The 26070-nt window shown below is 68.3% G+C and carries 20 protein-coding genes; 13 read left to right on the top strand and 7 right to left on the bottom strand.

Annotated elements, in window-relative coordinates; all coding sequences use genetic code 11:
• Positions 1-87: 87 nt before the first annotated feature.
• From IM697_RS23845 to IM697_RS23830, 4 genes are all read right to left on the bottom strand, one after another.
• On the bottom strand, positions 88-2196 hold the full coding sequence (locus IM697_RS23845; protein WP_228044132.1) for a helicase associated domain-containing protein: 2109 nt from the start codon (positions 2194-2196) through the stop codon (positions 88-90).
• 31 nt (positions 2197-2227) lie between these two features.
• Entirely contained in the window at positions 2228-4438 is a 2211-nt protein-coding gene (locus tag IM697_RS23840) for an ATP-binding protein (RefSeq protein WP_194038085.1), read from the bottom strand.
• Positions 4439-4563: 125 nt separating this feature from the next.
• Positions 4564-5709, bottom strand: coding sequence for a helix-turn-helix domain-containing protein (locus tag IM697_RS23835; protein WP_194038083.1), 1146 nt, complete (start codon positions 5707-5709; stop codon positions 4564-4566).
• Between the two features lie 47 nt (positions 5710-5756).
• On the bottom strand, positions 5757-6134 hold the full coding sequence (locus IM697_RS23830; RefSeq protein ID WP_194038080.1) for a hypothetical protein: 378 nt from the start codon (positions 6132-6134) through the stop codon (positions 5757-5759).
• A gap of 334 nt (positions 6135-6468) precedes the next feature.
• Between IM697_RS23830 and IM697_RS23825 the strand changes: the two genes are divergently transcribed.
• The 8 genes from IM697_RS23825 to IM697_RS23790 all read left to right on the top strand — a co-directional run bounded on the left by IM697_RS23825 (position 6469) and on the right by IM697_RS23790 (position 15971).
• A complete protein-coding gene (locus IM697_RS23825; protein WP_194038078.1) occupies positions 6469-6732 on the top strand; it encodes a hypothetical protein in 264 nt (87 codons plus the stop codon).
• The gene (locus tag IM697_RS23820; protein WP_194038077.1) at positions 6729-7100 is read left to right on the top strand and encodes a hypothetical protein; all 372 of its coding nucleotides are present in this window, start codon (positions 6729-6731) and stop codon (positions 7098-7100) included. Before IM697_RS23825 ends, IM697_RS23820 begins: the two co-directional genes overlap by 4 nt.
• Positions 7097-8590, top strand: a complete 1494-nt coding sequence (locus IM697_RS23815; RefSeq protein WP_194038074.1) for a ThiF family adenylyltransferase — start codon at positions 7097-7099, stop codon at positions 8588-8590. Before IM697_RS23820 ends, IM697_RS23815 begins: the two co-directional genes overlap by 4 nt.
• A 144-nt stretch (positions 8591-8734) precedes the next feature.
• On the top strand, positions 8735-10639 hold the full coding sequence (locus IM697_RS23810; RefSeq protein WP_194038073.1) for a hypothetical protein: 1905 nt from the start codon (positions 8735-8737) through the stop codon (positions 10637-10639).
• A 108-nt stretch (positions 10640-10747) separates the two neighbouring features.
• Positions 10748-11443, top strand: coding sequence for a DUF6308 family protein (locus IM697_RS23805; RefSeq protein WP_194038071.1), 696 nt, complete (start codon positions 10748-10750; stop codon positions 11441-11443).
• A gap of 1065 nt (positions 11444-12508) precedes the next feature.
• A complete protein-coding gene (locus IM697_RS45495) occupies positions 12509-12805 on the top strand; it encodes a tyrosine-type recombinase/integrase (RefSeq protein ID WP_265582664.1) in 297 nt (98 codons plus the stop codon).
• A complete protein-coding gene (locus tag IM697_RS23795; RefSeq protein ID WP_194038069.1) occupies positions 12802-15396 on the top strand; it encodes a tyrosine-type recombinase/integrase in 2595 nt (864 codons plus the stop codon). The genes IM697_RS45495 and IM697_RS23795 overlap by 4 nt, the downstream gene beginning before the upstream one ends.
• Positions 15393-15971: a DUF6262 family protein gene (locus IM697_RS23790; protein WP_194038066.1), complete on the top strand. Its 579-nt coding sequence runs from the start codon at positions 15393-15395 to the stop codon at positions 15969-15971. Before IM697_RS23795 ends, IM697_RS23790 begins: the two co-directional genes overlap by 4 nt.
• Positions 15972-16022: 51 nt before the next feature.
• Here IM697_RS23790 and IM697_RS23785 read toward each other — a convergent pair whose 3' ends face one another.
• Together IM697_RS23785 and IM697_RS23780 are read right to left on the bottom strand one after the other, a co-directional pair.
• The gene (locus IM697_RS23785; RefSeq protein ID WP_194038064.1) at positions 16023-18650 is read right to left on the bottom strand and encodes a DEAD/DEAH box helicase; all 2628 of its coding nucleotides are present in this window, start codon (positions 18648-18650) and stop codon (positions 16023-16025) included.
• A 580-nt stretch (positions 18651-19230) separates the two neighbouring features.
• A complete protein-coding gene (locus IM697_RS23780; protein WP_194038062.1) occupies positions 19231-19422 on the bottom strand; it encodes a hypothetical protein in 192 nt (63 codons plus the stop codon).
• A 453-nt stretch (positions 19423-19875) separates the two neighbouring features.
• On the opposite strand from IM697_RS23780, the gene IM697_RS23775 reads away from it, so the two are divergent.
• From IM697_RS23775 to IM697_RS23760, 4 genes are read left to right on the top strand one after another with little or no spacing between them, the layout of a single operon-like run.
• A complete protein-coding gene (locus IM697_RS23775) occupies positions 19876-21573 on the top strand; it encodes a KAP family P-loop NTPase fold protein (RefSeq protein WP_194038060.1) in 1698 nt (565 codons plus the stop codon).
• Complete coding sequence (locus IM697_RS23770; protein WP_194038058.1) at positions 21573-22409, top strand: hypothetical protein; 837 nt, start codon at positions 21573-21575, stop codon at positions 22407-22409. Before IM697_RS23775 ends, IM697_RS23770 begins: the two co-directional genes overlap by 1 nt.
• On the top strand, positions 22406-23680 hold the full coding sequence (locus tag IM697_RS23765; RefSeq protein WP_194038056.1) for a queuosine biosynthesis protein queC: 1275 nt from the start codon (positions 22406-22408) through the stop codon (positions 23678-23680). Before IM697_RS23770 ends, IM697_RS23765 begins: the two co-directional genes overlap by 4 nt.
• Entirely contained in the window at positions 23664-24428 is a 765-nt protein-coding gene (locus IM697_RS23760; protein WP_194038054.1) for a TatD family hydrolase, read from the top strand. The genes IM697_RS23765 and IM697_RS23760 overlap by 17 nt, the downstream gene beginning before the upstream one ends.
• Positions 24429-24454: 26 nt before the next feature.
• Here IM697_RS23760 and IM697_RS44875 read toward each other — a convergent pair whose 3' ends face one another.
• The gene (locus tag IM697_RS44875) at positions 24455-25291 is read right to left on the bottom strand and encodes a pentapeptide repeat-containing protein (RefSeq protein ID WP_228044131.1); all 837 of its coding nucleotides are present in this window, start codon (positions 25289-25291) and stop codon (positions 24455-24457) included.
• Positions 25292-25794: 503 nt separating this feature from the next.
• Here IM697_RS44875 and IM697_RS23750 point away from each other — a divergent pair.
• A complete protein-coding gene (locus IM697_RS23750) occupies positions 25795-26067 on the top strand; it encodes a hypothetical protein (protein WP_194038052.1) in 273 nt (90 codons plus the stop codon).
• Positions 26068-26070: the final 3 nt, after the last annotated feature.

Genomic DNA, 26070 nt, shown 5'->3' with positions numbered 1-26070 from the left:
TCACACCTGACCGATTTTTTTTGCCGTCAAAAGCTTTGGAGCTCGTACCAATTGGCACGAGCTCCAAATACGACGACCGCGACGCGGCTACGACCAGCGCATGCCAATGGCGAACAGTTGCTCGCGCCGGTCCTCCGACAGCGTCGCCACGCGCGAGCGCTGGTTGCTGATCCATGCCCCCAGTCGGAACTGCAGTTCCCCTCCCTCTTCGGAGACCACGGTCTCGACATGCTTCCTGGGCACCTGGAGGTGGCCTTCGCGTTCGTAGAACTGCTGCGCGGCTGCCAGGTTGGCGGCCCACTTGTCGGCCTGCGTGCGGCGCGGCTGGGGCTTCTCTTCCTCGGTCGCGGGGGTGATCCCGAGGACCTGCTCACACATCCACTGCTGCACGGCGGTGAGCTTGTCCCAGCCCAGACGCTGAGCGCGCACCCACCGCCCCAGATCCTCGGACTGCACCAGCACCGTGCCCGGCTCAGTGGGCAGTTCGCCGCCTTGCTCCAGGTGAAGCCGGGTGAGGTAGAACGCCCGCTGCCACTCCACCGGCCAGGTGGGGCACCACGACGGGTCGATCTCCTCCAGCTGCTCACGCCGCTCATCCGACAGCGCACCGGCCGACGACCCGACCGGGAGCCCCTCGGCACGCCGCTGCTCGATCTCGGCAGCCCGCCGCGCGGCGGCCCGCGCGTTCTTCAGAAAGATCCCCACCTTCGCCCCCCGGAAGGTGGCGTCCAGCGGCGCCAGCAGGTGCCCGTTTTCCTCAGCCCACCCGCGCACCGCGGCGAGGCCTTCCTCCCACGCGACGTCGTAGTGCGACCACACCATGCCGAGGCGCTCCAGCTGCTCGACACGCTCTTCGTCCAGCGAACCGCGGGCGAAGAACCTGCGGTTGTCGGCGATCCATTGCCCCAGCGGGAAATTGGCGAGCGAGGCCGGCCACCCCTCAGCCTGAGCCTCCTCACCCGTCGGCACCCGGTACGTGAACGGCACCTTCAGGTCGCCCACCTCGCGGGCGTAGATGACGGCGGCCTCGATGCCGCGCCGCCAGTGCTCGTGCTCCGGATCGAGGACCCGCAGGTTGATGAACAACGCCAGCTGCGCCGGATCACGCGGTGTGGAGAACTTCAGCAACGCCTTCGCCGGTCTCGAGGCGCCGCCCTCACCCGCACCCTTCGCCTTGGCCTTCTCGCCCTTCTGGACGGGCTTGTAGCGGCTCGGAGCCTGCTGCTGCGCCAGAGCCTCCACGATGCGGGCGTCATGAGCTCGCAGGGCCTCCAGGAGCTTCGCCAACCCGCCGTACGCCCTGCTGGTGAGCATGTTGTCCGCCGTCTCCCAGGGCCCCAGAAGCACGGGCACCACGAGGCTGGCCATCTTGCCCTCGCCGGGCTGCATCCGCAGCGCCCGGCCCACGGCCTGGACCAGGTCCGGCATCGAGCCACGCACGTCCGCGAAGTACACAGAGTCACATTCCCGGGTGTCGACCCCTTCCCCGAGCACCTTCACCGAGCTCAGGAAGCCCTTCTCCACGACCGTTCCGTCCGTGGCGATCCCGTCGGCGAACTCCATCAGAACCCGCCGCCGGTGGTTGGGCTTGTGCTCACCGCACAGCCAGTCCGCCCAGATCGTCGCCGGGTACAGCTCCGGATCGCTGTCGTGCAGCTGCGCGGCGATGTCGGGAAGGCCGGCCGCGAACGCCTCAGCCTCGCGGATCTGGTGGTGGAACGAGAGCGTACGGCGCAAGCCCTCCTCCGAGGCCGCCTTCACCAGAGCCGTCTGCAGCGCGGCGAGCCGGGCCCCGCGCACCTGCGCCGAACGCCCGTCCGCACCGAGCAGCACGGCCGCCTGGAGCTGCGTGTCGGTGACGTCCACGCACACCACCTGATACGGCGCACAGATCCCCCTGTCGATCGCCTCCGACAAGGTCAGGGTGAAACACCTGCTGCCGAACGGACCGTTGGGGTCGTCTTCCATGCTCGCCACCAGCTCGCCCGGCGCGCCCTGCTCAGAGTCCTCGTCCAGCTGCCACAGCCGGGGCGTGGCCGTCATGTACAGGCGGCGCAGGGAAGGGATCTTCTGGTTGTTGTGGACGACCGCCCAGGGCTTCCCGATCCGGCCTGAACAGCGGTGGGCTTCGTCCGTTTTACCGATCGTTGAGGTGTGCGGGGCGAGGCTGGGTTGGTGTTTCTTCGCGGTGAACATGTGTGTGGTGTTGGCGAGGGCGGTGCGGTCGTTAGTCGTCGTCGATGTCGTCGAAGATGCTCCGCTCGTGAGGTTCGTCCGCGGGTGCGGAGTGACCGGGAGGGGTTGCCGCGTGAGGGTCTTGTGGGAGGTGTTCATCATCGATGGCCCAGATGGTGTCGTTCATTTTTTCCAAGGCCTGTTCGATGGCGGAGGTCGCATCCGCATCGTTTGCGAAGGCTTTCTGGTAGCTGTTGAGCTCTATCTCTAGTTCGTCGAAGTACGTGTGTGGATCTGTTTCGTCGGGGTTGTAGTTGTTCCGCCAGTCCTGGAGTATCTGGTCGAACCGAGAGGGGAGTTGTTGTTTGACGTGGCTGAGCAACTGTTCTCGTTCGGATTCTGTGAGGAGAACTTCCCATTCTGGGAGCCATGTCCAGCCGGCATCTGGTGACTCTACGGCGAGCTCTGTAACCCGCTCTACGATGCGTTGATGGTGCGGGGGTTCGATGAGGTCGGCCTGCTGCAGTCTGGCGAGGACCTGGGGCTCGTCAACGACATTCAGGAACGATCCGAACCAGGTCAGGCGGTCGATGGCAGTGGGTTCTGCCTGTGTGTAGAGGGTGAGGAACTTGTCGGAGCATCTGCTGGCGAGGAACCCGTGCCAGAGGCGCTGGCCGAGCCAGTCGGTCAGCGTTTCCTGGTTCGCAGTTCGGAGAATTTCAATCACCCTGAGATATAGGGAGGGTGGAACTCTGAGCAGGGTTCCGGCTTGGTTTCCGGTGTCGCAGTCGATTCGGGAGAGGATCGTGCGCCAGTTCTGGCCGGATAGAAGGATTTGGATGAGGTTGAGGTCGGTGGCCAGGAAGGCGGCGAAGCCTTCTTGCAGTGTGGGGTGTCGGAAGGACCATCCGGTGATGGTGTCGTGGCTGGGTGGGGAACCGTGTCTCAGGAAGGTCCCGGTGAGTGTGTGGAGTGCTCGGCTGACACCGGCGATGGTTCCTCCGAGGCGGGTGAGGACATCGTGCTGGGCTGTGTGGAGGTCGAGGTCGAGGGGGGAAGAGAGGTATTCGCCGGCCTGGTAGGTCAGGGCGAGTGCGGTCTTTTCGTCGGGGTCGAGTCCGTCGTAGACCTCGCGGAGGAAGTCGCTGGGACGTGTCATGAAGTCCCCGATTCCGCGGCCGTTCAGTTGGAGGTGGAGGGTGAAGGCTTGCAGGCCCAGGCGTCGGGCGGCCTCGGGGTAGAAGGGATCGGCGTCGGCTGCCTCGTGCAGGTGGGGCTTCATGCTCGAGCGGACCTCGCGGGGCTGGTCGCCGAGTTTGATGTGGTTGTAGAGGATCTGGCGCCGCTCCTCTGGCGAGAGCTGCGCGGCGTCCACGACGACCTGCTGTTCGTGCAGGAGAGGGTAAGCGGACTCCTTCAAGTAGCGGCGGGCATCACGGTAGATGTAGTCACGTGAGGTGAGGACCACTTTTGCCCCGCCGCGAACTGCGGTCATGACTTCCCGCATGTGCCGGGCCCAGTTGTCAGTGAGGTGCCGCTCGTGGCGGACACTGCCGAAGGCGTCGTCGATCCAGAAAAACTGGTTCGGTTCGAGAGGGTTCCAATAGCGTACGAATCCGGCGGCGTCGGGCGCTTTGACGGTCAGGCAGCCCCAGGCGTCGAGGGCGGTCATGGCCAGGGTCTCTGCGATGACGGATTTGCCGACGCCCGGCTCGCCGAGGAGTAGGACGAAGCCGTGGTCCTGCACGGCTCGGACGGCACGCCGGTAGGCATCGGTGACCACGAAGGTGGCCAGTTCCTCTCGCAGGTAGCCGAGCAGGGCCTGTGCTTGGGTGTAGGCGCGTTCGTCGAGGATCTGAGAGAGGTCGCCGAGTCCGTAGACGCGGGGGACGAACGTCCGTAGGCGCTGGCGGGTGGCGATGGTGTCGCAGATCCACTGGCCGTCGAGGACCAGCGGGTACACGACGCCGGCATCGAGCAGCCGTCGTCGGATGGTGGCTTCCGAGGTGCCGCTGACCCGCGCGTTGGTGAGTAGGACGTAGCTACCGCACAGGCCCCGTTCCACCAGAGCCTGAACTTTGGTGAACTCGTCGTCGAGATCCGAGGGCGCGAGGGTGGTGTCGGCTTTCTTGGTGTGCTTGCACTGCAGGACGAATGGGCCGTCGGGGACGTCCTGGACGCCGATCGGGTCCGGTGGTTGTTGCCAGGTGCCGTAGAAGGCGCCGTCGCGTCCGCCGTCGTTGGAGTCGGCGAAGGTGCGCACCGACTGTGTCCACACTTCGCGGAGTACTGCTGCGCATAGGTCCTGGAAAGCGCGCCAGCCCAGGGTGTGCAGGGCGAAGGCGGGGGAGCCCGGTGCTGCGACTGTTCCTTTGCGGGGGTGGTCGGTCACTGTGGCTGGTCCTCGGCGGGGCCGTTGTGGGGAAAGCGGACGGGGCGTTTGAGGTTGTTGCCGTGGGTCCAGGGCAGGGCGCCGTCGTGCTGGAGGCGGCCGACGACGATGCCGGGGGCGATGCCAGCCTGGCGGGCGAAGGCTTTGATGTTGTCGAAGGGCATGGGCCTTCGGGCGAGGCGGCGGTAGGCGGCGTTGTGTTCGGGTGGGATGAGGGTCTGGGCTGCGAACGCGTCGGCTTCTTCTTCGCTGCGGTCGCCTTCGGGCGTGAGTTCGTCGGCGCGGTCGGTGTTGTCGAGGAAGGTCAGTCTCTTGCCGTGCAGGAGAGTGTGGCCGATCTCGTGGAAGACGGTGAACCAGAAGTGGTCGTCTTTTTTGAACCTGTCGCTGAGGGCGATTGCGACTTTGTCGGGGGTGAGCCAGCGGGTGACGCCGGAGACGCTGGTCAGGGGAGGGGCGGGGAGGAAGACGACGGCTACGCCGGCCTGGGCGCATAGATGGGTGATGCGGTTGGGCCAGGTTGCCGGGTCGTCGATGGTGAGGGCGCGCAGGCTGGGCAGGAGGGCGGTGAGGGCGGCGCGGTCGAACGGCTGGCAGGGCAGGGCGCGGGCCTTGAGTTCTGCCTGGCGTAGCCATACCGCGGTGGCGTAGTCGTCGGTCTTCAAGACGGTGGAGCGGCGGAAGGCAGTGCGGTAACTGCGCCAGAGGTCTTCGGCGATGCCTGGGTCGGCGACGCCGAAGAACGCCAGCAGACGCTGGAGGTTGTCCGTGCTCCTGTCCTTGTTCGGCAGGATGTTGCGCTTGACGAGCTCGGTCAGTGAGAAGTTGTCGAGCCAGTCGATGCGCTTGCTGAGCTGCTGGAGCTCCTGCTGGCGGGTGACGTAGGTACGCCAGGCGGCTTCCAGTTGGTTCCACATGGAGGCCGGGATGCCGGTGGCGCGCTCGAGGAGGAGCGCGGTCTCGGGGGTGAGGACCGCGATTCCCTGGACGATCTGGTTGATGTGCTTGGTGGACAGGCCGGTACGCCGGGCGAGGTCGGCCTGAGGGATGCCGAGTGCTTCCAGCTGTTCTTTGAGGGTCTCGCCGGGTGGCTGGGCGGAGTCGGGCGCGTAGACGAAGGGCGGGGCGGGAGGCGGGGTCACGGGTGGTGCCTCTCTGAGGTCGGGGAGGCGGGGGTGGCGGGGGGCGGTCATCGCGTGATGGCGATCGCGGTGACTATCAGGGCGCGTACGGAGTGCTCGTCGAGGATGCCGTCGTGGTGAGTGGCGGGCGGACCGTCGCGGGGACGTACGACGAGGTGGCCGTGGTCTCCGAGCGAGACGATCCGGCTGACGCCGCTGTCGGTCGGGTCGGGCCGTAGCCGGGCGGCCGCGAGGTGATGCAGGTCGGCCAGGTGGTCGGCGGCGGCCATCTGGCCGAGGCGTCTGTGGAGCGTGACGGCGGCCTCCGGCCCGTAGCGCGCCCGGCGTGCCGCGTCGCTGTTGCAGACGCGGGCGAGCTCCGCGTCGTCGAAGGCGATGTCCACCGGCAGCCCCAGAGACCTCTTGCGTATACCTGTCGCTTCCATGCTACTTTCTCGATCAAGGAAAGTTTCATTGACCTAATGGGTGCATGAAACCATCCTCGATGGAACGTCTCTGCAGGTCATATCGGTTAGCCCCGAAAGGAGGTGCGTCATGCCCGGCAAGGCCAGTAAGGCGAGTGGGTCTGGTGGGAAGCGTGGTCGGAGCGCGGTCACGGGTCGGTTCGTGAAGCAGTCGACGGTGCGCAGGCACCCGTCGACGACGGTGAACGAGCGCGCGTCGCGCGGCTCGAAGAAGAGCAAGTAGGCGGGCTTCGAGCCCGCCTTTCGCATATCCCGGCCCGCTGCGGCGGGCCGGGGGAAAGGGGAGGTGGTCGTCATGACGACGGCAGACATTCAGCAGCAGGAGACCGGCGGCAAGCCGGTGACGGTCACGGTGGACGGTGAGCCGGTGGAGGTGCCGAAGCGTACGACGCCGAACGCGGTCCTGGGCCTGGCCGGTATCGACGCGGCCACGCACTACCTGGTTCGGATCACCGGGCGGCATCAGCACTCGTTCGCCGACCGCGGGGAGGAGGAGATAACTGTGCACGAGCGGGAGACGTTCGTGTCGGTCTCCACCGGCCCGACCCCGACCGCATGACCGCGGTGATGCCGGAGGCGGGGCCCGCGGGAATGCTCGCGGGCCTGCGCCGCGCCGGCTACACGGTGGAGCAGACCGGCAACTTCGCCGTCTTCGACTACCTCATCGAGGTCGGCCCGCAGGCCGGGACGACGGTACGCATCGGTCTGGAACTGGTGCCGGACTGGCCGCTGTCGGCCCCGCACGGCCCGCACATCAGCCCGCGCCTGGGACATCCGCACGGCGCGGTGCACAACTCTCCGCTCGGGCAGGAGTGGGAGCACTGGAGCCGGCCGCCCGCTGACTGGGCGCAGGACCGTACGCTCCGCGGCTATCTGCGGCACCTGCGCACCCTGTTCACGCAGCTGGAGAACGGACCCTCCGCGTGATCACCCGCTTCTCGGTCGCGATGACCAGCGAGGTCGCCCAGCAGCTGACGGATCACCTGCGCCGTGGGGACGGGCAGGAGGACTGCGCCTTCGTGCTGTGGCGGCCGAGTACCGGCACCAGCCGCACCACCGCGCTGCTCACCGGGGTGGTGCTGCCGAGGGAGGGCGAGCGGATCGTGCACGGCACGGTGGACTTCACCAGCGCCTACTTCCTGCGCGCCGCAGCCCTCGCGGCCGAGCACGGCTGCGGGCTCGGCTTCATCCACGCCCACCCGGTAGGCCGGGGATGGCAGCGACTGAACACCATCGATCACGAGGCTGAGGCGTCCTTCGCCGCGCAGACCCAGGTGATCACCAGCCGCCCGCTGGTCGGTCTGACCTTCGCGGGCGCGGATGCCGGATTCGGTGCCCGCATCTGGCAGCAGCAGGCATCCCGCCGCTACGCGCCCACCGAGGCGGAGAGCGTCCGCGTGGTCGGCGGCCGCCTGGCGGTCACCTTCAACAACCGCCTCCTTTCCGCACCGCCGGCCACGAACCGGCAGCTGCGCACCGTCTCCGCCTGGGGACAGACAACCCAGGACGACCTGGCCCGCCTGCACGTCGGTGTCGTCGGATGCGGCAGCGTCGGCATGCTCGTCGTCGAAGCCCTGGCCCGCACCGGCGTCCAGTGCCTGAGCCTGCTCGACTTCGACACCGTCGAAGAGGTCAACCTCGACCGGCTGCTGCACACCACCCTCCGTGATGTGCGCCTGCACCGGGCCAAGGCCCGCCTCGCCGCCCGTAGTGCCCGCCGCGCGGCCACCGCCACGAGCTTCCGTGCGTCGCCGTACGAGCTGAGCGTGGTCGAGCCGGACGGGTTCGCCGCCGCGGCCGACTGCGACGTGATCTTCTCCTGCGTCGACCGGCCCTGGCCCCGCGCCGTCCTCAACCTCCTCGCCTACGCCCACCTCATCCCCGTCGTCGACGGCGGCATCGCGGTCGACGCCCGCGGCGGACGCCTGCGCGGCGCCGAATGGCGCGCCCACATCGCCGCCCCCGGACGCGCCTGCATGGAATGCCTGGGCCAGTACGACCCCGCCCACGTCCAAGCCGAACGCGACGGCTCCCTCGACGACCCCGCCTACATCACCGGCCTGCCCGCCGACCATCCGCTGCGCCGCAAGGAGAACGTCTTCGTCTTCTCGGCCAGTGCCGCGGCCGCGCAGCTGAACCAGTTCGTCACCATGACGACCGCGCCGGGCGGGATCGCCGACACCGGCGCCCACCTGTACCACCTGACCACCGCCACCCTCGACCACCGCGAGGACGGCTGCGAGAAGGGCTGCCCGTACGACGGCATGCTGCGGGCGCTCGGTGACGACGCTCCCGTCACCGTCACGGGACAGCACCCGGCCGCTGAACAGGCTCGTACTGCTCGTGCCCGTGCGGTACGCCGCTGGCCGCTCCGCGCCCGGCGCGCTATCGACGACCTCCTGCACCGATTCCGATGAAACCCCCGGCCAGAAGCATCCAGGGGGACCACGCATTCGCGCTTGGCCCGCCCGGCCCACGAGACCAACACTGAAATCCGCAACAACGTGACACCGGCAGCCGGTAGTTCACGGCAAGTGGTCACACGCACGACGGGAGTGCCGATGGACGCCACAGAGCGCCTCGCCCAGAAGATCGAAACGCTGAGCAGGATGTTCACGGATGCCGAGCCCGCGTCATTGCGTACCGGCTACCTGGCCACCAACCCTTCGGCCGGGCACCCGGTGCTGCAGGGATCCACCGCGACGGCTCTCGTGCCCCGCTGGAACGAGCACCCCAGCGGCCTGCTGGTGCCCGCCACCTCCGTGCCGCCCGCGCCCATCGACCTGGGCGCGGCGTATCTCACGCCCGATGAGATCTTCGGGTTCGAGCTGCCCGCCGACTACGCCGTGCGCCAACTGGAGCGCCTTCCTCTTGAAGGCGTCATACGGTTCTGCGCCCAGGTGCTCAACGCCCTGGAGCTGCCGGGCGTGTCCGTGCAGGCCGTCGAGACGCACTTCGCCGGCGAGTGGCTGGATGAGCCGGTCCGTAGCCGTGTCCGGAACCTCCTCCGGGACGAGACCCGCAGACTGCTCGTGCCCCAGGCCCTCATGCTGCTGGCCCGCAGGGCCATGGAGGTATCGCCGGACACCGTGCCGGACGACCTACCCGACGGCGACATCGTCGGCGCTCTGTTTAGTCTCACCCAGGTGCTGGGCCACCATCCCGATCCCGGCCCGAGCGTCATCACGGACCGGCCCGGCACACTGGGCCGCGAGCTCATCGCCAACCAGCACTTCCACCGCAGCTGGTCCGTCCCCGGCGTCCTCGCCCGCTACGCACGGCGCTGGCTGCAACTGCCCGCCGAACACCACGGCGAGCCGGGAATCGTCGACCTCAGCCAGACCTACCAGGACTGCACCGGCGCCCGCCTGGAGGACCTGGCGGCCGTCGTCGGCTATCTGTGGCTGCGCACCACGATGGGACGGTTCGTCATCGAGCCGGGCGAACTGGCTGGCCTGACCCTGCCCGCGCAGCGCGTCGAGTCGGTCCTGATGCTGATCACCAACGACCTGCCCGGCATGCGGGAGGCCGTACACGGTGAACGCCCAGAACAGCGCACCGAATGGTCCTTCGACCCCTTCCAGCAGTGGCCCGTGATCCGCCTGCCCGAGGACCGGCTGCTGATCCTCGATCCCCGCCACCTGATCAGCCGGGCCTTCGGGTGGCTGCCGATCTTCGACATCGAGTGCCCGCCGCCGGGGCGTACCAAGCCCACCGGCCACCGCAAGATGGCCGCCCGGGCCAAACAGACCCTGCGCCACTGCAGCGAGGTCTACGTCAGCGAGGTCCTGCACACGATCACCCGCGACGAAGGCACCACACGCCGGGTCTACGACGACGCCGAACTCAAGGCCGCCTACACCGCCCCAGGCCAGCGCATCGCCGACGCCGCGATCGACTATCCCGGCACCTGGATCGTCATCGAGGTCACCACCACCCAGCTACGCCGCGAAGCCCGCACCGCCGTACCCGGCGAATCACAGATCCAGGACATCGACAAACTCGTCGAGGAACTCGAACAGATCGACGCGACCATCACCGCGCTGCGCGGCGACGAGGCCGCCCTCACCGGCGCACCTGCTGCTGCCGGCGACCGTCGCTTCCTGCCGCTGCTCGTGCTGCCGGAAGGCTTCCCCGTCAACCCCATCACCCTGACCGTGATCCGTGAACGCGCCCGGAGGAAAGGGCTGCTGACGAGGCCGGACACGGACCCGGTGGAGATCGTCGACATCGAAGAACTGGAGATGATCGAGGCCTTGCAGGAAGCCTCCGGCCCCAGCCTCCTCGACATCCTGCGCAGCAAGCAGTCCGGCAGCTTGCGCAACGCCGCCGTACGCGACCACATCCTGCACGTCATACGAGTACAGCCCGACGCACCAGCCCGACACGCTGGGCTGCTGGACTCTGCCCTCAGGCCACTCGTCGACGCCCTGCCGCAGCCGCATCCGAACTCCACCACCAGCTGATGGCCGGTGCCCCTGCGCGCCCCACCGACCAGCTTGCCGCATGCTTCTCGGGCAGGACCCTCTGGCGCCGCTCACCCGCTCACGATCTCGATGAAGGACGGAGTTCTCATGGCCACTTCCCTCCCAGCGTTCGGTGTTCCCGGTGGAGCGTTGTCGCCGTTGGGGCAGCGGTTGCGCGTCTTGCTGAGTTCCGAGCGCGTCATCAGTGACCTGCGGCGTTACTTCGGTATCGGTCTGCGGCCCGGCGGGATGCCGTTCACCGGGAGCCGGTTCGAGCATCTGGCGGGTGGGGGAGACCGGCCGGAGGTCGCGGACAGGATCACGGCGGAGGACCTGGTCGCGGTGCAGACTTTGTCGGTCACCGTTCCGGCGCCTGTTGCGCTGGACATTCTGGAGGGCCGCCTCGGCGCGCGGCTGTCCGGTCTGCTGCACACCATTCCCAGGGACATTGACATGGTTGACGCCGACGCGGTCGTCGTGGCCGATGGCTCGCCGGCGGATCAGGCCTGGGGTCTGCTCTGCGAGCAGTACGGGATCAACTGGGTCATCGCCGGGAAGGTCCTGGCCCGCAAGCGTCCCCGCTTGCTCCCGGTCTACGACCGAATCGTCCGCTGCGCCGTCGGTCGGCCGCCGTCCTTCTGGCTCGCTCTCCATGCCGCGCTGCGTGAGGACGACGGCGCTGTGCACCGCCAACTGCTGGAGTTGCGCCAGGTCGCGGGGCTACCCGAGACGGTGAGTGCGCTGCGGGTGTGCGATGTGGCGGTATGGATGAACCATCGGGCCGTCGGCCATGCCTGTCCCTGAGGATGTCTGCCGTCAACGTGACCCGAGGGGGTGTTCTGGCGTGTGAGGGTGACGGACTTTACCAACCGTCACCTGGGTGTGCGGGATGTTCGCGTGGAGTGGTTCGGGGACGTGGGGGAGGGGTGTGGACTCGGGGACCGGAGTGCCGTCACCGGGGCGGCCCTGGGTCTGGAGGGGGCGGCGCATGGTGGATGGCCGGTTGGTGGTGGGGGATTTACGGGGGCAGGAGATCGTCCGTGGTGATGGGTGGGTCTGTTACACGGTCGTGGATGCGGACTGCTCGGTGGTGGCGGAGGCGGACGGGTTCCTGCGTACCTGCGCCGCGGGCACGGACCGTACGTACGCGTATGTGCTGGTGGATCATCTGCGGTGGCTGCGGTTCGCGGGCCTGGACACAGGGTCGGTGTCGCTTGAGGATCTGCGGCACTACATGGCGGCACTCGGGGCGGATTATCCGGGGCCGTTCGGCCTGCCGTGGCGGGAGGGAAAACGCCCCTACGGGCACAGCGCGTTGAAGACGGCGGCGGCCTGTCTGAAGGGCTTCTACCTCCGCCTGGGCACCCTCGACGTGAACCCAGCACTGGCGGAGGCGCTGCGTGTGACACGGCTGCCGACGCGGGCGGATCGGAGGCGGGCGATGCTCGGGCACGTCCTGCACAGCATGCCCGCCAATCCCTTGGCTCCGGCGGAGCGGGTGCGCCGGCATCCGAAGATGCTGCCCGAGGGCGCCCGGGATCTGCTGCTGGGGGCGGTGTCGTGCGCGCGGGACCGGGTGGTGGTCACGTGGCTGGCCGACGGCGGTTTCCGGATCGGTGAGCTGTGCGGGCTGCGTCTGGTCGACCTGCACCTGCGCGAGCAGGCCGAGTGCGGTCAGTGCTGGGGGCCGCACGTGCACATCTGCCATCGCGAGGACAACGCCAACCGGGCCCGGGCCAAGACAAAGACACCCTGGACCTGGCAGGACAACGCCGTAAGCGGCGGGACGGTGCGCCGGGTGAGCCCGGCGATGATCCCACCTACTTCGAGTACATCACCTCCCAGTACCCCGCCCAGACCGCTCATGGCATGCTCCTGGTCAGCCTGCACGGCCCCACGCGGGGCCAGCCGTGGACCACGGCCGCGGCCCGCGGCATGCTGCGCCGGGCCGCAGCCCGTCTGGAGATCGGCCGGGTGGTCCCGCACGCTTTCCGGCACAGCTTCGCCACCGCGGTGCTGGACGCCGCACGGGGCAACGCTGTGATCGCGAGGGAGGCCGGCGGCTGGGCCTCAGCGGCGACCGTCGAGCAGGTCTACGGCCACGTGGACGTCCACGACCCGGTCTTCACCGCAGCGCTGCAGCAGGTCTGGGGGACACGGCCGTGATCCCGCTGACGCTGCTGCCAGGCCGCACCGACACCACCCGCATCGGCCGCGACCGGCTCGAACTGCTCACGGCCCTCATAGAGGCCCCTTCATTCGATCCGCTCTTCCGCGACGCGCTGATTTTCATCCCGCCTCAGCACCCGGTGTTCGCCTGGCAGTGCGGCGTCGACGGCTGTGAGCGCATCCGCCGCGTCAGCCACAATCTGTGCGGTTCTCACTGTCTGGAGTGGGAGCAGGCAGAGCGGGCCGGCCAGTCCAAGCGCGCTTTCATGCACGCCGCAACGCCTCTTCCGGCTGCGCGGGGAGTGGACTACGGGCGCTGCCGGATCTGCCCGGACCGCCCGGCCGTGAGCCCCACGACCCAGTTGTGCCACCAACACCAGAACCGCTGGCAGTATGGCTCGGCGGCGGGCATCGACCGGAAGCACCTCGGACGATGGGCTCTGGCTCAGCACGCGTTACCCGGCTTCGGCCTCTGCAAGGCCCGCTGCCCGTTCTTGGCCTGCGGCTCGGTGGGATTGTGCATCCAGCACCAGGCCCGCTACCAAACCGAGCAGCGTCCGGGAGGAGCCCGGTCGGAACGCATCCATGGCCGCATCGCAGACGGACGCCCGCTCCCTGTGACCTACGACGACGAGTCCGCCTTCCACGCATGGTGTGCCACCACGGAACCCGTGTCACAGCCGGGACTGGTCAACCTCTATGCGTTGCCTCCATTGCTGCGGGCCGAGATCCAGTGGGGCCTGCATGCCCATGCCCAATCCGCACAGCACTCCGAGTGGACCACCAACGGCATCAGGAATCTCGTCAGACATTGCCAGCGGGGCGACATCACGTCCCTGATGGACCTGCACGACGGAGGCTACGCAGGCCTGACCCGCAAGCAGATGGACTCCGAGGTCCGCAAAATCATCTGGGAGATCGTCAATGGTCTGCGCTGCGTCTACTACAGCCCCTCGGACACCAAGGACGCCGGCTTCCTGGAGACCGATCACTTCGGGCGACGCTTCAAGAACGCCCAGAGCCACTTCAACATCACCGCCGTACCGCAGTGGTGGCTGCGCGACCTGCTCTGGGACCATCTCGCCGAGTGGCTCCGATCCCCGCAGTGCCCCCGCACCAGAGGCCCCTTCGACCAGATGCGCCGCGCCGCCGTCGAACTGGGCGTCTTCCTCGAAACCGACGCCCCCGACGCCGGCCACGACCCCACCGTGCTGCGCCGTGAGCACGCCGAGCGGTTCGTCGCCGACCAGCGCCACCGCGCCCGCCACGGGCTGCCGTCCCTGGGCATGGTCCTGGTCGACGGACGATCCCCCACCGTCACCGACCTGAGCTGCCAATTCGTCTTCAACGGGGCACGCAAGCTGCTCTACAGCGCCATCACCGCCGGCCACGCCGAACGACTTGGCATCGACACCGGCTTCCTGACCGCCATCCCCTTCGGCGGCACCGGCCTCAAGCAGCGCTCCCGCAACCCCTTCAGCGACGACGTCGCCCGCGCGTTGACGGACGAGATCAACCTGCGCCGCCTGGAGGAACTCGACCTCAACGACCGGGGACTGCGGGACATCTGGGAGACCATCGTCGCCACCGGGCGCCGCTGCAGCGAGGTCGTCGGACTGCGGCTGGAGTGCATCGGCCGCTACCGCGGCCTGGCCATGCTGTGGCACGACCAGACCAAGGTCGGCAACTACAACGAGGGCATCCGCATCCCCGAGCCCGTCTACCAGCGCCTCGATGTCCGCCGCACCAAGACACTCCAGCTCTTCGAAAAGCGCTACGGCCGCATTCCCGCGGCTGCCGAACGCCCCAGCCTAGCTTTGTTCCCCTCCCGCATCCGCAACCCCAATGGCCGGCAGCCGATCTCCTACGGACACTTCAACGAGCGTTTCAGGACCTGGATCGCCGGCCTCGACCTCGGCGGCGCGTACGTCGCCCACCAGGCCCGCCACACCCTGGCCACCAACCTGCTGCGCGCTGGCGCCACGCTCACCCACATCCGCCGCTACCTCGGCCAGCTGTCCGAGCGCATGGCCGAGCACTACGTGAAGATCACCAACAGTGACCTCGAAGACGTCCTGAACACCGTCTGGGTGGCCGGGCCCGGCGCCCCCACCCCAGGTGAACTCCTCTCCGGCGACACCACCCCCATCGACCGCGAGACAGCCCTCGCCCTGGCCCTGGACCTCTCCCGCCGCAGCACCCCCGCCGACGGGGGATTTTGCACCTACCAACCCGTTGTTGACGGCGGAGCCTGCCCCTGGAAACTCGACTGCGAGAACTGCGACAACTTCGTCCTCTCCGGCGCAGACCTCCTCTACTGGCGACGCAAAGCCGAACAGTGGCGCTCCATCGCCGAGAACGCCCCCGACGACGCCACCGCCGACTACCTCCACACCGTCTTCGAACCCACCGCCAAGGCGATCAAAGGACTCGAGCAGGCCCTGGCCGCCCTCGGCGTCCTCGACGAAGCCCTCACCCTCGACCTGCGGCGCCCCCAGGACTACTTCCACCGCACCTGGAGCACCGCTTTCCGCGCCCGAGACCTCGCAGCACTGCAGGCCCCCGACGACGCCACAGGGCAGCCATGAGCACTTCCCGCACCGACGCAGCCGTCCGAGCCCGCCGCCACGCCACCCAAGAGATGCTTCAACGCCTCCAGACCGCCCTGGCGGCCATGGCACGCGACCATACGCCTGTCACCGTCGCAGCCGTTGCCCGTACCGCCCGCGTCTCACGCACCTTCCTCTACCAAAACCAGCAGGCCAGAGCCCTGATCGAGCAGGCCACCCGCACGAGCAGACCCCAGCCCGGAATCTCCAACAGCCGCAGCCGCACACAGCCCGCCTGGAGAGAACGCGCCCTCAACGCCGAAGAGGCACTCACCCAAACCCAGCGCGAAATCCTCACTCAGCGCACCCGTATCGCAGAACTCCTCGGCAAGATCCGAGACCTCGAACATGATCTCCCCGAAGGCTCACTTCAGCGGATCGTCACCGAGAACACCAGTCTGAAGCAGCAAGTACGACAGCTCGCCCAGGACAACCAGCACCTCCAAGAGCGTCTGGTCAGCGCCCGCCAGAACAATCGCTTCCTGGACAAACGTGTCGCAGATCTTGAATCCCAACTCGCGCCGTATCTCACCACCCCACCTCCGCCACCGTGACCCCGCCTCGGTGCATCGCCAGCTGAGGACGGCACGCTTCCTCGTTCACCATCAGGCCCATTCGATGCCGAGTTCGGCGAGTGCGGCCCGCTGCTCGGGGCCGAGCTTGTCCCGCCTCGACTTGGCGTTGGAGATCCATACGCCGAGCTTGTGCTGGTGCTCCTGGCCGTCGATGACGACGCGTTCGACGTGCCCTCTCGGTACTGCCTTGTGGACGCCCTCACGCTGGATCCATTGGGTGAGGGCCGCCAGACCGCGTTGGAAGGCTGACGTCTTCCCTCCGCCCTTGGCCGTCGGGGACGGTGCGGGGCGTTCGGCGGGTTTCACGCCCAGCGCTGTGAGCCGCTGCTGTTGTTCTTCGGTGAGTTCCGCCCAGTTGCGGCGTTGCCGTTGGAGCCATTTGCCGAGGTCGTCGCCTTCGAATTGCACGCCGGGTTGGATGTCGGGGAGTCGGCCGTGGGGTTCGTCGGCGGCGAGGTCGGCGAGGACGCGGTAGTGGCGTTGCCAGTCCAGCGGCCAGGGGCAGTTCCAGTCCGGATCGATCGTCGCCAACTGGGCGGCGCGGGCCGCGGCGCGTTCGGGATTCTTGCCGAGGCCGTTCTTGCGGCGGAGGTTGGCCATGTGCTCCCCGACCGGGACCAGTTCGCTGTTGGCGTCGCCCCAGACGGCGTCGCGCCGGGGTGCGAGGTGGCCCTGGGTGCGGTGGTAGGAGCGGAGCGCGGCGAGTTTGTTCTCCCAGGCTTCGTCGCCGGGTTCCCACACCATCCCGGCTTCGTCGAGGAGGGTCTTGCGGTGGGGATCGAGTTCGCCCGCACGGTACGTGCGCCGCTGCTGGTGGACCCACCGCCCCAGGGGGAACGCCTTGGTGGCGCCGGCTTCGGTCTCGGTGTCGTAGGGGACTGCGTACAGGCCGGTGATGTGGTTGTCCTTCCGCCAGTGCAGCAGGGCCTGGTAGCCCTCCAGCCAGACCAGGGACTCCGGCCGGTACACCCGGGTGCGCAGGAACGCTGCGATCGTCGCCGCGTCTCTCGGGGTGGAGAAGTGCAGCAGCGCTGACTCCACCGGGCCCCCGGTCTCGTCCTGCCCGCCTTCTCCTTCGGCCGTGGTGCCGATGATGTGCCCGTCCTCGTCCCGCTTCACGTGTACATGCCGCTGCCCGCTGCTCAGCGCCCTGCTGGCGAGCTGTTCGACGAGGCGTTCCGAGTGCGAGCGCAGGCCTTGGAGGACGGCTACGAGGGGTGCGAACGAGGCGGAGGCGACCATGTCGGTCGGGTCTTCGCCGGGCTGGAGGAATACGGGCACGATGATCCTGGCCACCTTGTTCGTGCCGTCGGGGTTCGGGCGCAGGGCCCGGCCGATGTTCTGGACGATCTCCACCTGGGAGCCGCGGGTGTCGGCGAAGCACACCGCCTCCACACCCCGCTCGCCGACGATGTCGACGCCTTCGCCCAGGACCCGCACGCTGGCCAGGAACGCCCGGTGCACGCGCTTGTTGCCGGCATCGAGGCCGTCGGCGAACTGACGCAGGACCTCCCGGCGTTCGGCTACGAGGTGGTCGCCGCACAGCCATGCCGACCACACCCGGTCCGGGGGTACGTGGCGGCCGGCCTCCAGTTCGTAGAACTCCGCGTCGATCGACGACTTCGGCAGGGCGTCCGCCTCGGCCAGGGCCTCGTCGGAGACCTCGGCCGCGTACAACTCGGTGGCCGTGTGCGGCATCTTCTCCGCGAACGCGGCGGCTTCCTCCACCCGCTGGTGGAAGGTCATGACCGTGCGCAGGTTCCGCGCGGCGGCATGCTCCAAGAGCGCCGTCTGCAGCAGCGCCAGCCGCCGGCCCCGCTGCGCCTCCTCCGACTCCCCGGGGACGGGGGAGGGGTCGTGGATCTCCAGCACATCGATCTCGAACCCGGCGAGGATGCCGCGCTCGATCGCCTCGGACAACTCGAGTTCGTAGATCCACTCGCCGTACGGGCCGTCCGGGTCGGACGCCATGGTGGCGATCTCCAGCTCCTGCCCGTCCCGGCCGCGCTGCGGCCGGGGGGAGGCGAGGATGCGGGGGGTGGCGGTCAGGTAGAGCCGGAAGGCCGCGGGGATGCGGGTGTTGTCGTGGATCGCCGCCCACGGCCGACCAAGATCACCCGCGGTGGAGTGGGCTTCGTCGACCACGGCGAGGTCGAACGGGGCCATGGTCTGTCCGTACAGCTGCTCTCCGCCCGCCAGAGCAGCCTCCAGCGGCCCGCGAACGCGTCCCTGGCCCAGCGGGTCCTCCGGGTCGTCGCGGTCCACGAGGGAGGCGTACGTGGCGAACACGACCACCGGCCCCTTCCCGGCCCACAGCGCCAGCTGGATCGCGTTCGTGGTGGTCCGCACGCCCAGCTGCTCCAGGACGTCGTCCTTCTCCAGCGAGCACACGGCGACCATCGGCCCCGTGTGGCCGACCTTCCGCCACGCCTGGGCGGTCTGCACGAGCAGGTCGAGGGTGGGGACCATGACGAGGATCCGCCCGCCGTGGAAGCGTTCCAGCGCGGCCCACGCGGCTGTGATCGTCTTGCCGGACCCGGTGGCCGACACCACTGTGGCGCGCGCCCCTTCCCCGGGCACAGAGGACCTTGCAGGGAACCCCACCCACCTACGGATACGCGCGGTCGCATCCACCTGGTGCTCTCTGAGCTGGATCACCGGCACTCCAAATTTTCTTTATCGGATAACAAAGAGATGGACGAGTAACGTATTCAGGAGTTGCTGCTGATTTCCCTGCTCTCTCATAACTCGGGCCGTCGAACGGGTCATCCCCTGTCAATGTTCCACCTGCTCAGAACCCGTCACCGCAAGGCCATTTCGCGACGATCGCCGGTCTGGAAAGGCATTGCTGTACCAAGTCAGGGGCACGATAATAGTGGCCATGGCTGAAGACTTCTGCGAAGTCATGTTCCTCCCCGCCTCCCAGTGCGACCACTGCCGAACATTGCGATCCAACCTTCCCCGAAGGGTGTATGTCACCAAAGGCGGGAGCGTTTACCACCGGACACCGAACTGTGAGGGCCTCAAAGACGGTCAGCGATACGCGCAGTGTGTCGATCTTCTATGTAGTTACGACGTGAGAGCGCTGCTGACCTGCTGTGCTTAGAGTTCAGAGATGATGTTGTGATCTTGACTGGTATGGCATCTGAACTGCTGTGGTTCATCAGGTGCGTTGCTGGATGGCAGGCTGACTGGGCATCTCACCTGTGATGCTGTGAATAGACGGAAGATGTCGTAACTAGACAGATGATTTCTTGGCTTGGGTGCCAGATGCGACCGCGTCGTAGTTGATCTTCAGGTTGTGGGCGCCCTCTGTCCTCGTCGTCCCGTCGCCCGTGTTACGGCGTGGAGCGGGCGCGCTCTCGACGGATGTGCCCAGGTGCGCGTCGGTGTCGGTCGTACCGCCGTGCTTGGCGTAGAAGTTCAGCATGGCGGCGGTCTGTGGGCCTGCCGCTGCTGGCGGAGCTGAGTTTCCATGTCTCACGAGGCAGGTCGGTGCTCTACGCAGGGGCGCGCCCCGGATGCTCGGGGCGGCTGAGCCTCCCAGCTGAGTGAGAGCCCTGGCCGGGCTCAGGGAGCTTCCGGCGTCGGCGCTGGGAGGGTACGGAGTGATCCTGTGACAAGGGCAGATGTTTGTCACGGCGTGTCAGCTGCTGTGGCCATTGCTGCTGTTGTGGTAAGTATGACGGCCGAAGAGGGGGCGTGGCGCGTTGTGGTCAGGGACATCCGCTCCCGGATGGCGCTGGGGCGTTGACGGCACAGGAGTCAACGGCACAGGAGTCAGCGGCACGTGAGGCGGCCTGTGGGGCCGCTTGGCCGGGCCCGGCCACCGATTGCGCGTGCGCGTGGCGCCGGCGGAGCGCGGCAGCAGGCTGGGGGCGTGATGAGCGAAATGAGACTGTGGGACGACAATCCCACGGGTGTGGACCTGCTGGGCTTCGCATCCATCGTCGACACGGTGGTGACCACGCTCGAGATCCCGTATCTGGACCCGGTGACGATCGGGATCGCCGCGCCCTGGGGCGGCGGGAAGTCGACGGTTTTGCGACTTTTGCACAAGGAGCTGGACGGGCAAGACGGTTACCGGGTGATCCGTCTCGATCCCTGGGAGTTCGACGACCAGTTCGATGTGCGTGGCGGCGTGATCGGTGAAGTCCTGCAGGATCTTCTGACGGCCTACAAGGCACAGGACGGCCTGCCGGACAGGATCAATGGGCTTCTTGAACGGGTGAGCTGGTCACGCGTTGCGGTCAGCCTGTCCAAGGGATCGCTGGTCGCTCAGTCCGCAGACCTGGTCGAGGCCCTCACACCCCGCTCGAAGAGCGATCCCAGGAGTCTGGCGGGTTTCCGGAAGGAGTTCGCCAGTCTGCTCAAGGACCTGACACAGCTCAAGCGCCTGGTCGTGCTCGTCGACGACCTGGACCGCTGTCTGCCCGACGCGGTGATGGCCACGCTGGAGGCCATCAAGCTCTTCCTGTCGGTGGAGAAGGTCGCGTTCGTCCTGGCAGCGGACCAGGACATGGTGCGCGAGTCGATCGCAGCGAGCCTGGACGCCACGGGCCGGAGCGAGCGGTTCGCCCACCGCTACCTGGAGAAGATCGTCCAGGTGCCGCTGTCGCTGCCGCGGATCGGCGCCGACGAGGCAGCCACCTTCATCACGCTGCTGCTCTCGGCCCACGAGTGCTCGCCGGAGCACTACACACGACTGGTCGAGCACGCCCAGCAGCGGCGTGCCGCAGGGCAGTCCCCGGTCCTGTCGGACCTGCAGAATCTTCCGTGGCAGCCCGACGTGGCCTCGCTCGCCCTGGCCGACCGGCTGGCCACCGGTCTGTCGGCCGACCGGTCCGGAAGCCCACGCAGCATCAAACGCTTCCTCAACGCGTTCGCCCTGCGGACCCGGATCGCCGAGAGCCAGGGCATCAGCATCGACCCCTCGGTGATCGTCAAGCTCATGCTGCTGGAAGACAGCCCGGGCAAGGACTTCGAAACCCTCGTCAAACTCCAGGACGCCGCCCGCAGTGAACTCCTCGCGCACTGGCAGGCATGGGGGAAGGGGGAACGCGACGACAGACCGGACCAGGTCAGTGAGACGAGCAGGCACTGGGCCGCGTCCGAACCCGATCTCACCACGGCCCCGATCGGCCCCTATCTCAGCCTGGCCGCCTCCCTGGTGAGCCTCACCGCGGCCGCCTCCCTCACCCAGGAGCAGGTCACCTGGGTCTCCCACCTCGCCGGCCAGTCGGAGCCGCACCGGCGCACCGCGCAGCAAGAGGTGACGGCCCGCCCGGTCACGGAGCAGCAGGCCGTCGTCGAGGCCCTGCTGGAGCGCGGCCGCCGGGAACAGCAGAGCGAGCCGCTCGTGGAGTCCCTCCTGTACTTCGCGAACGCCACCGAGGATCTGCGCCGCCGCATCGCCGACGGCCTGTGGGACATGCGCAGCAACCTCACTCCCGCCTCCGCCCTGGACATCGCCGACAGCGACAGCGGGGAACTGCGCGACCTGGCGGCACGCCTGGCAGAGGCGACAGACATCGACCCGATGGTGAGGGAAGCGGCCAAGCTGGAACAGGAGGGACCCTGATGGGTACTTCGGGCTCCTACGGAGGCAGCGGCTCCGCCGAGTGGAGCGCGGCCCATGACGCTTTCGACGCCCTGCCCGCCACCGGAACGGGATCCGCCGACTCCCCGGACACCACAGACCTGCCCGACAGTCAGCAGCAGCTCCTCGACGACGTTGTGCAGGCGTTGGCCAACGCGCTGAACAAGGACGACGCGGACCACGGCACGGTGCCCGCCGGAGGCTATCCGCTCTCCGCCCTGATCGCCCCGGCCCGTGGCAGCGGCGGAGGAGGAGGGGCCGGGGGAGCGGCAGGCCCGGGCCGTGTCGGCGGCGGATCACAGCGCCAGGTACTCAAGGGTTCCTCGCGCGGTGCCGCGGCCCTCGCGGGCGCTTACGCCCTGCGCAACGGCGATGCCGCGCAGCTGCGTGAACTCGGCCTGGACTTCACCGAGCTGAGCAGCTTGCCACGGCGCACCCAGATCTCCCGCATCCTGCAGGCCATCCTCGGCGACGCCGGACACCCCGACGAGGCGGCGCTGCGCAGAGCCACCGTCAAGCACGTCAAAGACGTCCTCCTCGCCGCCGAGCCGCCCACCCCGGAAGACAGCCTGCGCGGCCTCGTCGCCGAATGGATCTACGAACTCGGCCTGGTCGAGCTCCAGTCCCAGAAAGCCAGCGACAACCTCACCCCGGAGGAGGCTGTCCGCAAACAGGGCTGGCTGCGGTCCTGGCTGCAGCGCAAAGTACGCCACATCTCGGTGCCCGACACGCGACGCATGACCGTCAAGGAATTCACCGCCACAGCAGCGAGAGTGACGAGGGAGGCACTGCGCATTCTGCGCGCAGGACGCTCATGACAACCGCCTACGAAGTACTGCCGCACGACGGACAGCAGCACGAGCCCTCCGCCACCGCCCTGCACTGGCCCCGCACCCGCGCCCACAGCCCCACACTGACCGTCACCTGCACACTCGGCTGGGACCTCGACCTCCTGGGCCCCGCACCGGCAGCCGCCGCCGACCTCGTCCGTATCGCCGCCTCCGCCTACCTCGCCGACCGCAGCACCCGCCGTCCCCTCACCACCTTCACGCGCACCATCGACCTCACTGTCCACACCGTCGACCCCGACCCCTGGAACGCTGCGTCCGGCCGGCTCGCCGAAGAACTGCTGTCCTGGCTCACCGGCGACGCCTGGCACCTGCAGGCCGTACCCACCGCCCCCGGCGGCCACCGCCCGGCACCCGTGCCCGATGCCGACGACGTGATGCTCCTCAGCGGCGGACTCGACTCCCTGTGCGGCGCCGCGGACCATCTCGGGGACACGGCAGAGCGCATCCACCTCAGCCACTACGACGGCAGCACCGTCATCCGCCACGCCCAGCAGCAGACCAGTGCCTGGCTCAACGACCGTGCACGGCAGCCGCTGCGCCACCTCAGCGTGAAACTCTGCCAGACCCACACCGCCGCGGAATCCTCCTCACGCAGCCGCAGCCTGCTGTTCGCCGCCCTGGCCTCAGCGGTCGCCGCCGGTGCTTCGAGCCGGCGGGTGACCGTCCCCGAGAACGGCTTCACCAGCATCAACCCGCCCCTGACCGCCGCCCGGGGCGGCGCCCTGTCCACCCGCTCGACCCACCCGGGCACGTTCGCCCGAATCAACGAGCTCCTGGCGAGCCTGGACCTCCCCGTGACGGTGGCCAACCCCTACGCCTACCTCACCAAGGGACAGCTCCTGGCACGAGCCTTGGACCGTGCGGGCCAGTCCCTGCTGCAGGCTGGGGCGGCAACCCTCTCGTGCAGCAAACTCGATGGCAACTGGTACTCCGGCGGGGACCCCACCCTCAACTGCGGCCTGTGCCTGGCCTGCCTGGTCCGCAGGGGATCATTCACCGCGGGCCCCCACCACGACACCACCACCTACCTCGTCCATCACCTCACCGGCGCAGCACACCAGTTGCTGCTGGACCGCCGTCGTAAAGACGTCCACGACGTGCGGCAGGCCATCGTCCGCGGCATCGACGACACCGACATCCTCGCCGTCGGTGAACTTCCCCCCGACACCGACCTCGACGCCGTCGTGGACCTGTGCCAACGAGGTCTGCAGGAGCTGAACCATGTCCCCCTTCCCTGACGAACTGCCACCGCTGGACTGCCACGCCCACATCGCACCCGATGTGACCCCCGCGCAGATCGATGCCCTGCACGGAGCCGTCGTCTTCGCCGTCACCCGCACACCGGCCGAAGCACACCGCGCCTGCCGACGCCGTGACACGCGCCTGGTATGGGGATCCGGCGTACACCCCGGCGTACCCGAAGCGCTCGACGCCTTCGACCTGCAGCAGTTCCGTGCCACCCTGCGGCACAGCTGCCTCATCGGGGAAGTCGGCCTCGACCGCCGAGGCAACCTCGAGCGGCAACGCACCGTACTCGCCCAGATCCTTGAGGCCGCTCATGACCAGCCCGTTCTGCTGTCGCTGCACAGCACCGGACGCACCGGCCCTCTCCTGGACCTGCTGACCGACCAGCCGCACCCCGGAATGATCCTGCACTGGTTCCTCGGCAGCCCCGCCGAGCGGCGACACGCCATCGACCTGGGCGCCTACTTCTCTGTCAACGCCGCCATGCCCGACGACATCCTGACCTCCCTGCCCCTGACACGTCTGCTGCCGGAGACCGACTTCCCGGCCAGCCGACGTACCACCGGCGCATCACGCCCCGGCCACATCGACCGGCTCGAACAACGGCTCGCCGAACTCCGCGGCATGACACCAGAACAAGTCAGACGGCGCTTCTGGCAGAACCTGCGCGAACTGACCACCCGCACACACGTCCTGGACAGGCTTCCCGAAGACGTCGCGGACTGGACTCTGGAAGCCTGACACGCACCCTTCGTAAGCCACCGGCGTCACTCCCCCCGGCTGACACGCTCCACGACCCGGGGATCACTGCGCACGGGCTCCGGCAGCACACAGTCGTGCAAACCGCGGGCCGCAAGAACCTGCTCGACCGTCAGCCCCCGTGCGTCGGACAGGTCCGCTCGCACCAGATCGGCATCCGCCAGGTCCGCACCGTCGAGCCGCGCCCGACACAGAACGGCGCCCTTGAGCGTCGTCCCCTTGAGAAGAGCCCCCCGCAGGTCAGCTCCCGGCAGGCGGGCCTTCGCGAGATGACGCCCCGTGAGATCGACCGGCGGCCAGGAACCTCCTCGACGCCGTGAACCAGGTGCGGTGAGTGCCCGCAGCGCCTCCTGAACCATCTCGTCGGGTTCCCCCGGAAGCTGTACGGACGCCAGACCGCGCGGCGCACCGGCAGGCTGTGTATGGCGGCGCACGAATGCATTCAGCACCCGAGCGGCATGCCTTCCCTGGTCAGGGGCGTCCTGGACGATCTGTTCCAGTGCCAGAACACCTCCGATGCACACATACGGCTCATCCGAACTCAGCCGCTCCAGCGCCTTCGTGAAACGGTCCGTCACCTGCCCGCGACGGCTCAGCCGGTAGGACCGGGCGGTATAGATCAGGGCGATGCCGGCACCGACGCCCGCAACGGCCTGCACCACGGCCAGCCGGAACTGCCCCACCGCCGCAGACCGGGCCGCGGCGTCCATCAACGGCCAGTCCTGCCCGGCCAGCCAGCGTGCCAGGCGCCAGCTCAGCGGAGTGAACATCAGGGCCAGCACCCCCGCCAGCCCGGCCACGCCCAGCACGGCCATCACGGCCGACCACACCTTCTTCAACCCCATGCCCCGGTTTCTATCGCGCCCACCCCCTCGGGGGCGACTGTAAGAGGCGTACGGGATACAGGAGGCGGCCACCACCTTGCCCGTGCCGCTACTCCATGGTGCCCTTGGCGTAGTTCCTCCAGAAGGCGTACAGCGCTGGCGAGTTCGAGTCGGTGGAGGCGCCCGTGACGTCAAGGCTGACGATAGCCGGGCCTGCTCGCTCCTCCTACCGGAAGATCTGCCGCCGCACGGCGGGTTCGTGACTTTCCCACCGCCGGGGCGTGAACACCAGTGCCCCCCTGGCCGCCCCGCCTCCCGAGCGGGCAAGAGGACAGGAAGAGACGCGATGAGTTACCACCACATCCCCGCTGCCGCCGCGCCTCCCGGGCATCGGCGAGAAGCAACCGCAGGCGGCGGGCGGGCACTTCGCTGATGGCGATCTTCGCCCTGCAGCCCCACACCCTGCAGGTCCGCGACGCTCAGGACCAGGCCGAGATACCGATACCCGATGCCGTCGAGACCCGGTGCGACGCGCGGGCGGACTGCAGCTCACCACGACGTCCACTCTTCACTCCCGTGCCCCGGCGCACCCCGAACTGCGGCTGCCCGATGAGGCACTGATGGCCCGGCTCCCGGACACGAGCCGCCTCTGCGACGGCTCCCCGTCGTCGGAGCCCACATCGCAGCGCGATGTCGCCCCCACCGGCGACGTCGTGATCATCACCGGGCCGATGGCCGACGCGGACTGCGTCGGCCCCGTGACAGTGCGGCGCAGTACCGCCCGTGGGATGACCTGAAAA

This window comes from Streptomyces ferrugineus (assembly GCF_015160855.1).
Lineage (GTDB): Bacteria > Actinomycetota > Actinomycetes > Streptomycetales > Streptomycetaceae > Streptomyces > Streptomyces ferrugineus.
This window is presented reverse-complemented; position numbering and strand designations above follow the sequence as displayed.

Bases quoted from the DNA above. Each gene is read 5' to 3' on its own strand.
- IM697_RS23845 (WP_228044132.1), bottom strand. From the start codon at position 2,196: ATGTTCACCGCGAAGAAACACCAACCCAGCCTCGCCCCGCACACCTCA.
- IM697_RS23830 (WP_194038080.1), bottom strand. From the start codon at position 6,134: ATGGAAGCGACAGGTATACGCAAGAGGTCTCTGGGGCTGCCGGTGGAC.
- IM697_RS23825 (WP_194038078.1), top strand. From the start codon at position 6,469: ATGACGACGGCAGACATTCAGCAGCAGGAGACCGGCGGCAAGCCGGTG.
- IM697_RS23820 (WP_194038077.1), top strand. From the start codon at position 6,729: ATGACCGCGGTGATGCCGGAGGCGGGGCCCGCGGGAATGCTCGCGGGC.
- IM697_RS23810 (WP_194038073.1), top strand. From the start codon at position 8,735: ATGGACGCCACAGAGCGCCTCGCCCAGAAGATCGAAACGCTGAGCAGG.
- IM697_RS23805 (WP_194038071.1), top strand. From the start codon at position 10,748: ATGGCCACTTCCCTCCCAGCGTTCGGTGTTCCCGGTGGAGCGTTGTCG.
- IM697_RS45495 (WP_265582664.1), top strand. From the start codon at position 12,509: ATGCTCCTGGTCAGCCTGCACGGCCCCACGCGGGGCCAGCCGTGGACC.
- IM697_RS23790 (WP_194038066.1), top strand. From the start codon at position 15,393: ATGAGCACTTCCCGCACCGACGCAGCCGTCCGAGCCCGCCGCCACGCC.
- IM697_RS23780 (WP_194038062.1), bottom strand. From the start codon at position 19,422: ATGCTGAACTTCTACGCCAAGCACGGCGGTACGACCGACACCGACGCG.
- IM697_RS23775 (WP_194038060.1), top strand. From the start codon at position 19,876: ATGAGCGAAATGAGACTGTGGGACGACAATCCCACGGGTGTGGACCTG.
- IM697_RS23770 (WP_194038058.1), top strand. From the start codon at position 21,573: ATGGGTACTTCGGGCTCCTACGGAGGCAGCGGCTCCGCCGAGTGGAGC.
- IM697_RS23765 (WP_194038056.1), top strand. From the start codon at position 22,406: ATGACAACCGCCTACGAAGTACTGCCGCACGACGGACAGCAGCACGAG.
- IM697_RS23760 (WP_194038054.1), top strand. From the start codon at position 23,664: ATGTCCCCCTTCCCTGACGAACTGCCACCGCTGGACTGCCACGCCCAC.
- IM697_RS44875 (WP_228044131.1), bottom strand. From the start codon at position 25,291: ATGGGGTTGAAGAAGGTGTGGTCGGCCGTGATGGCCGTGCTGGGCGTG.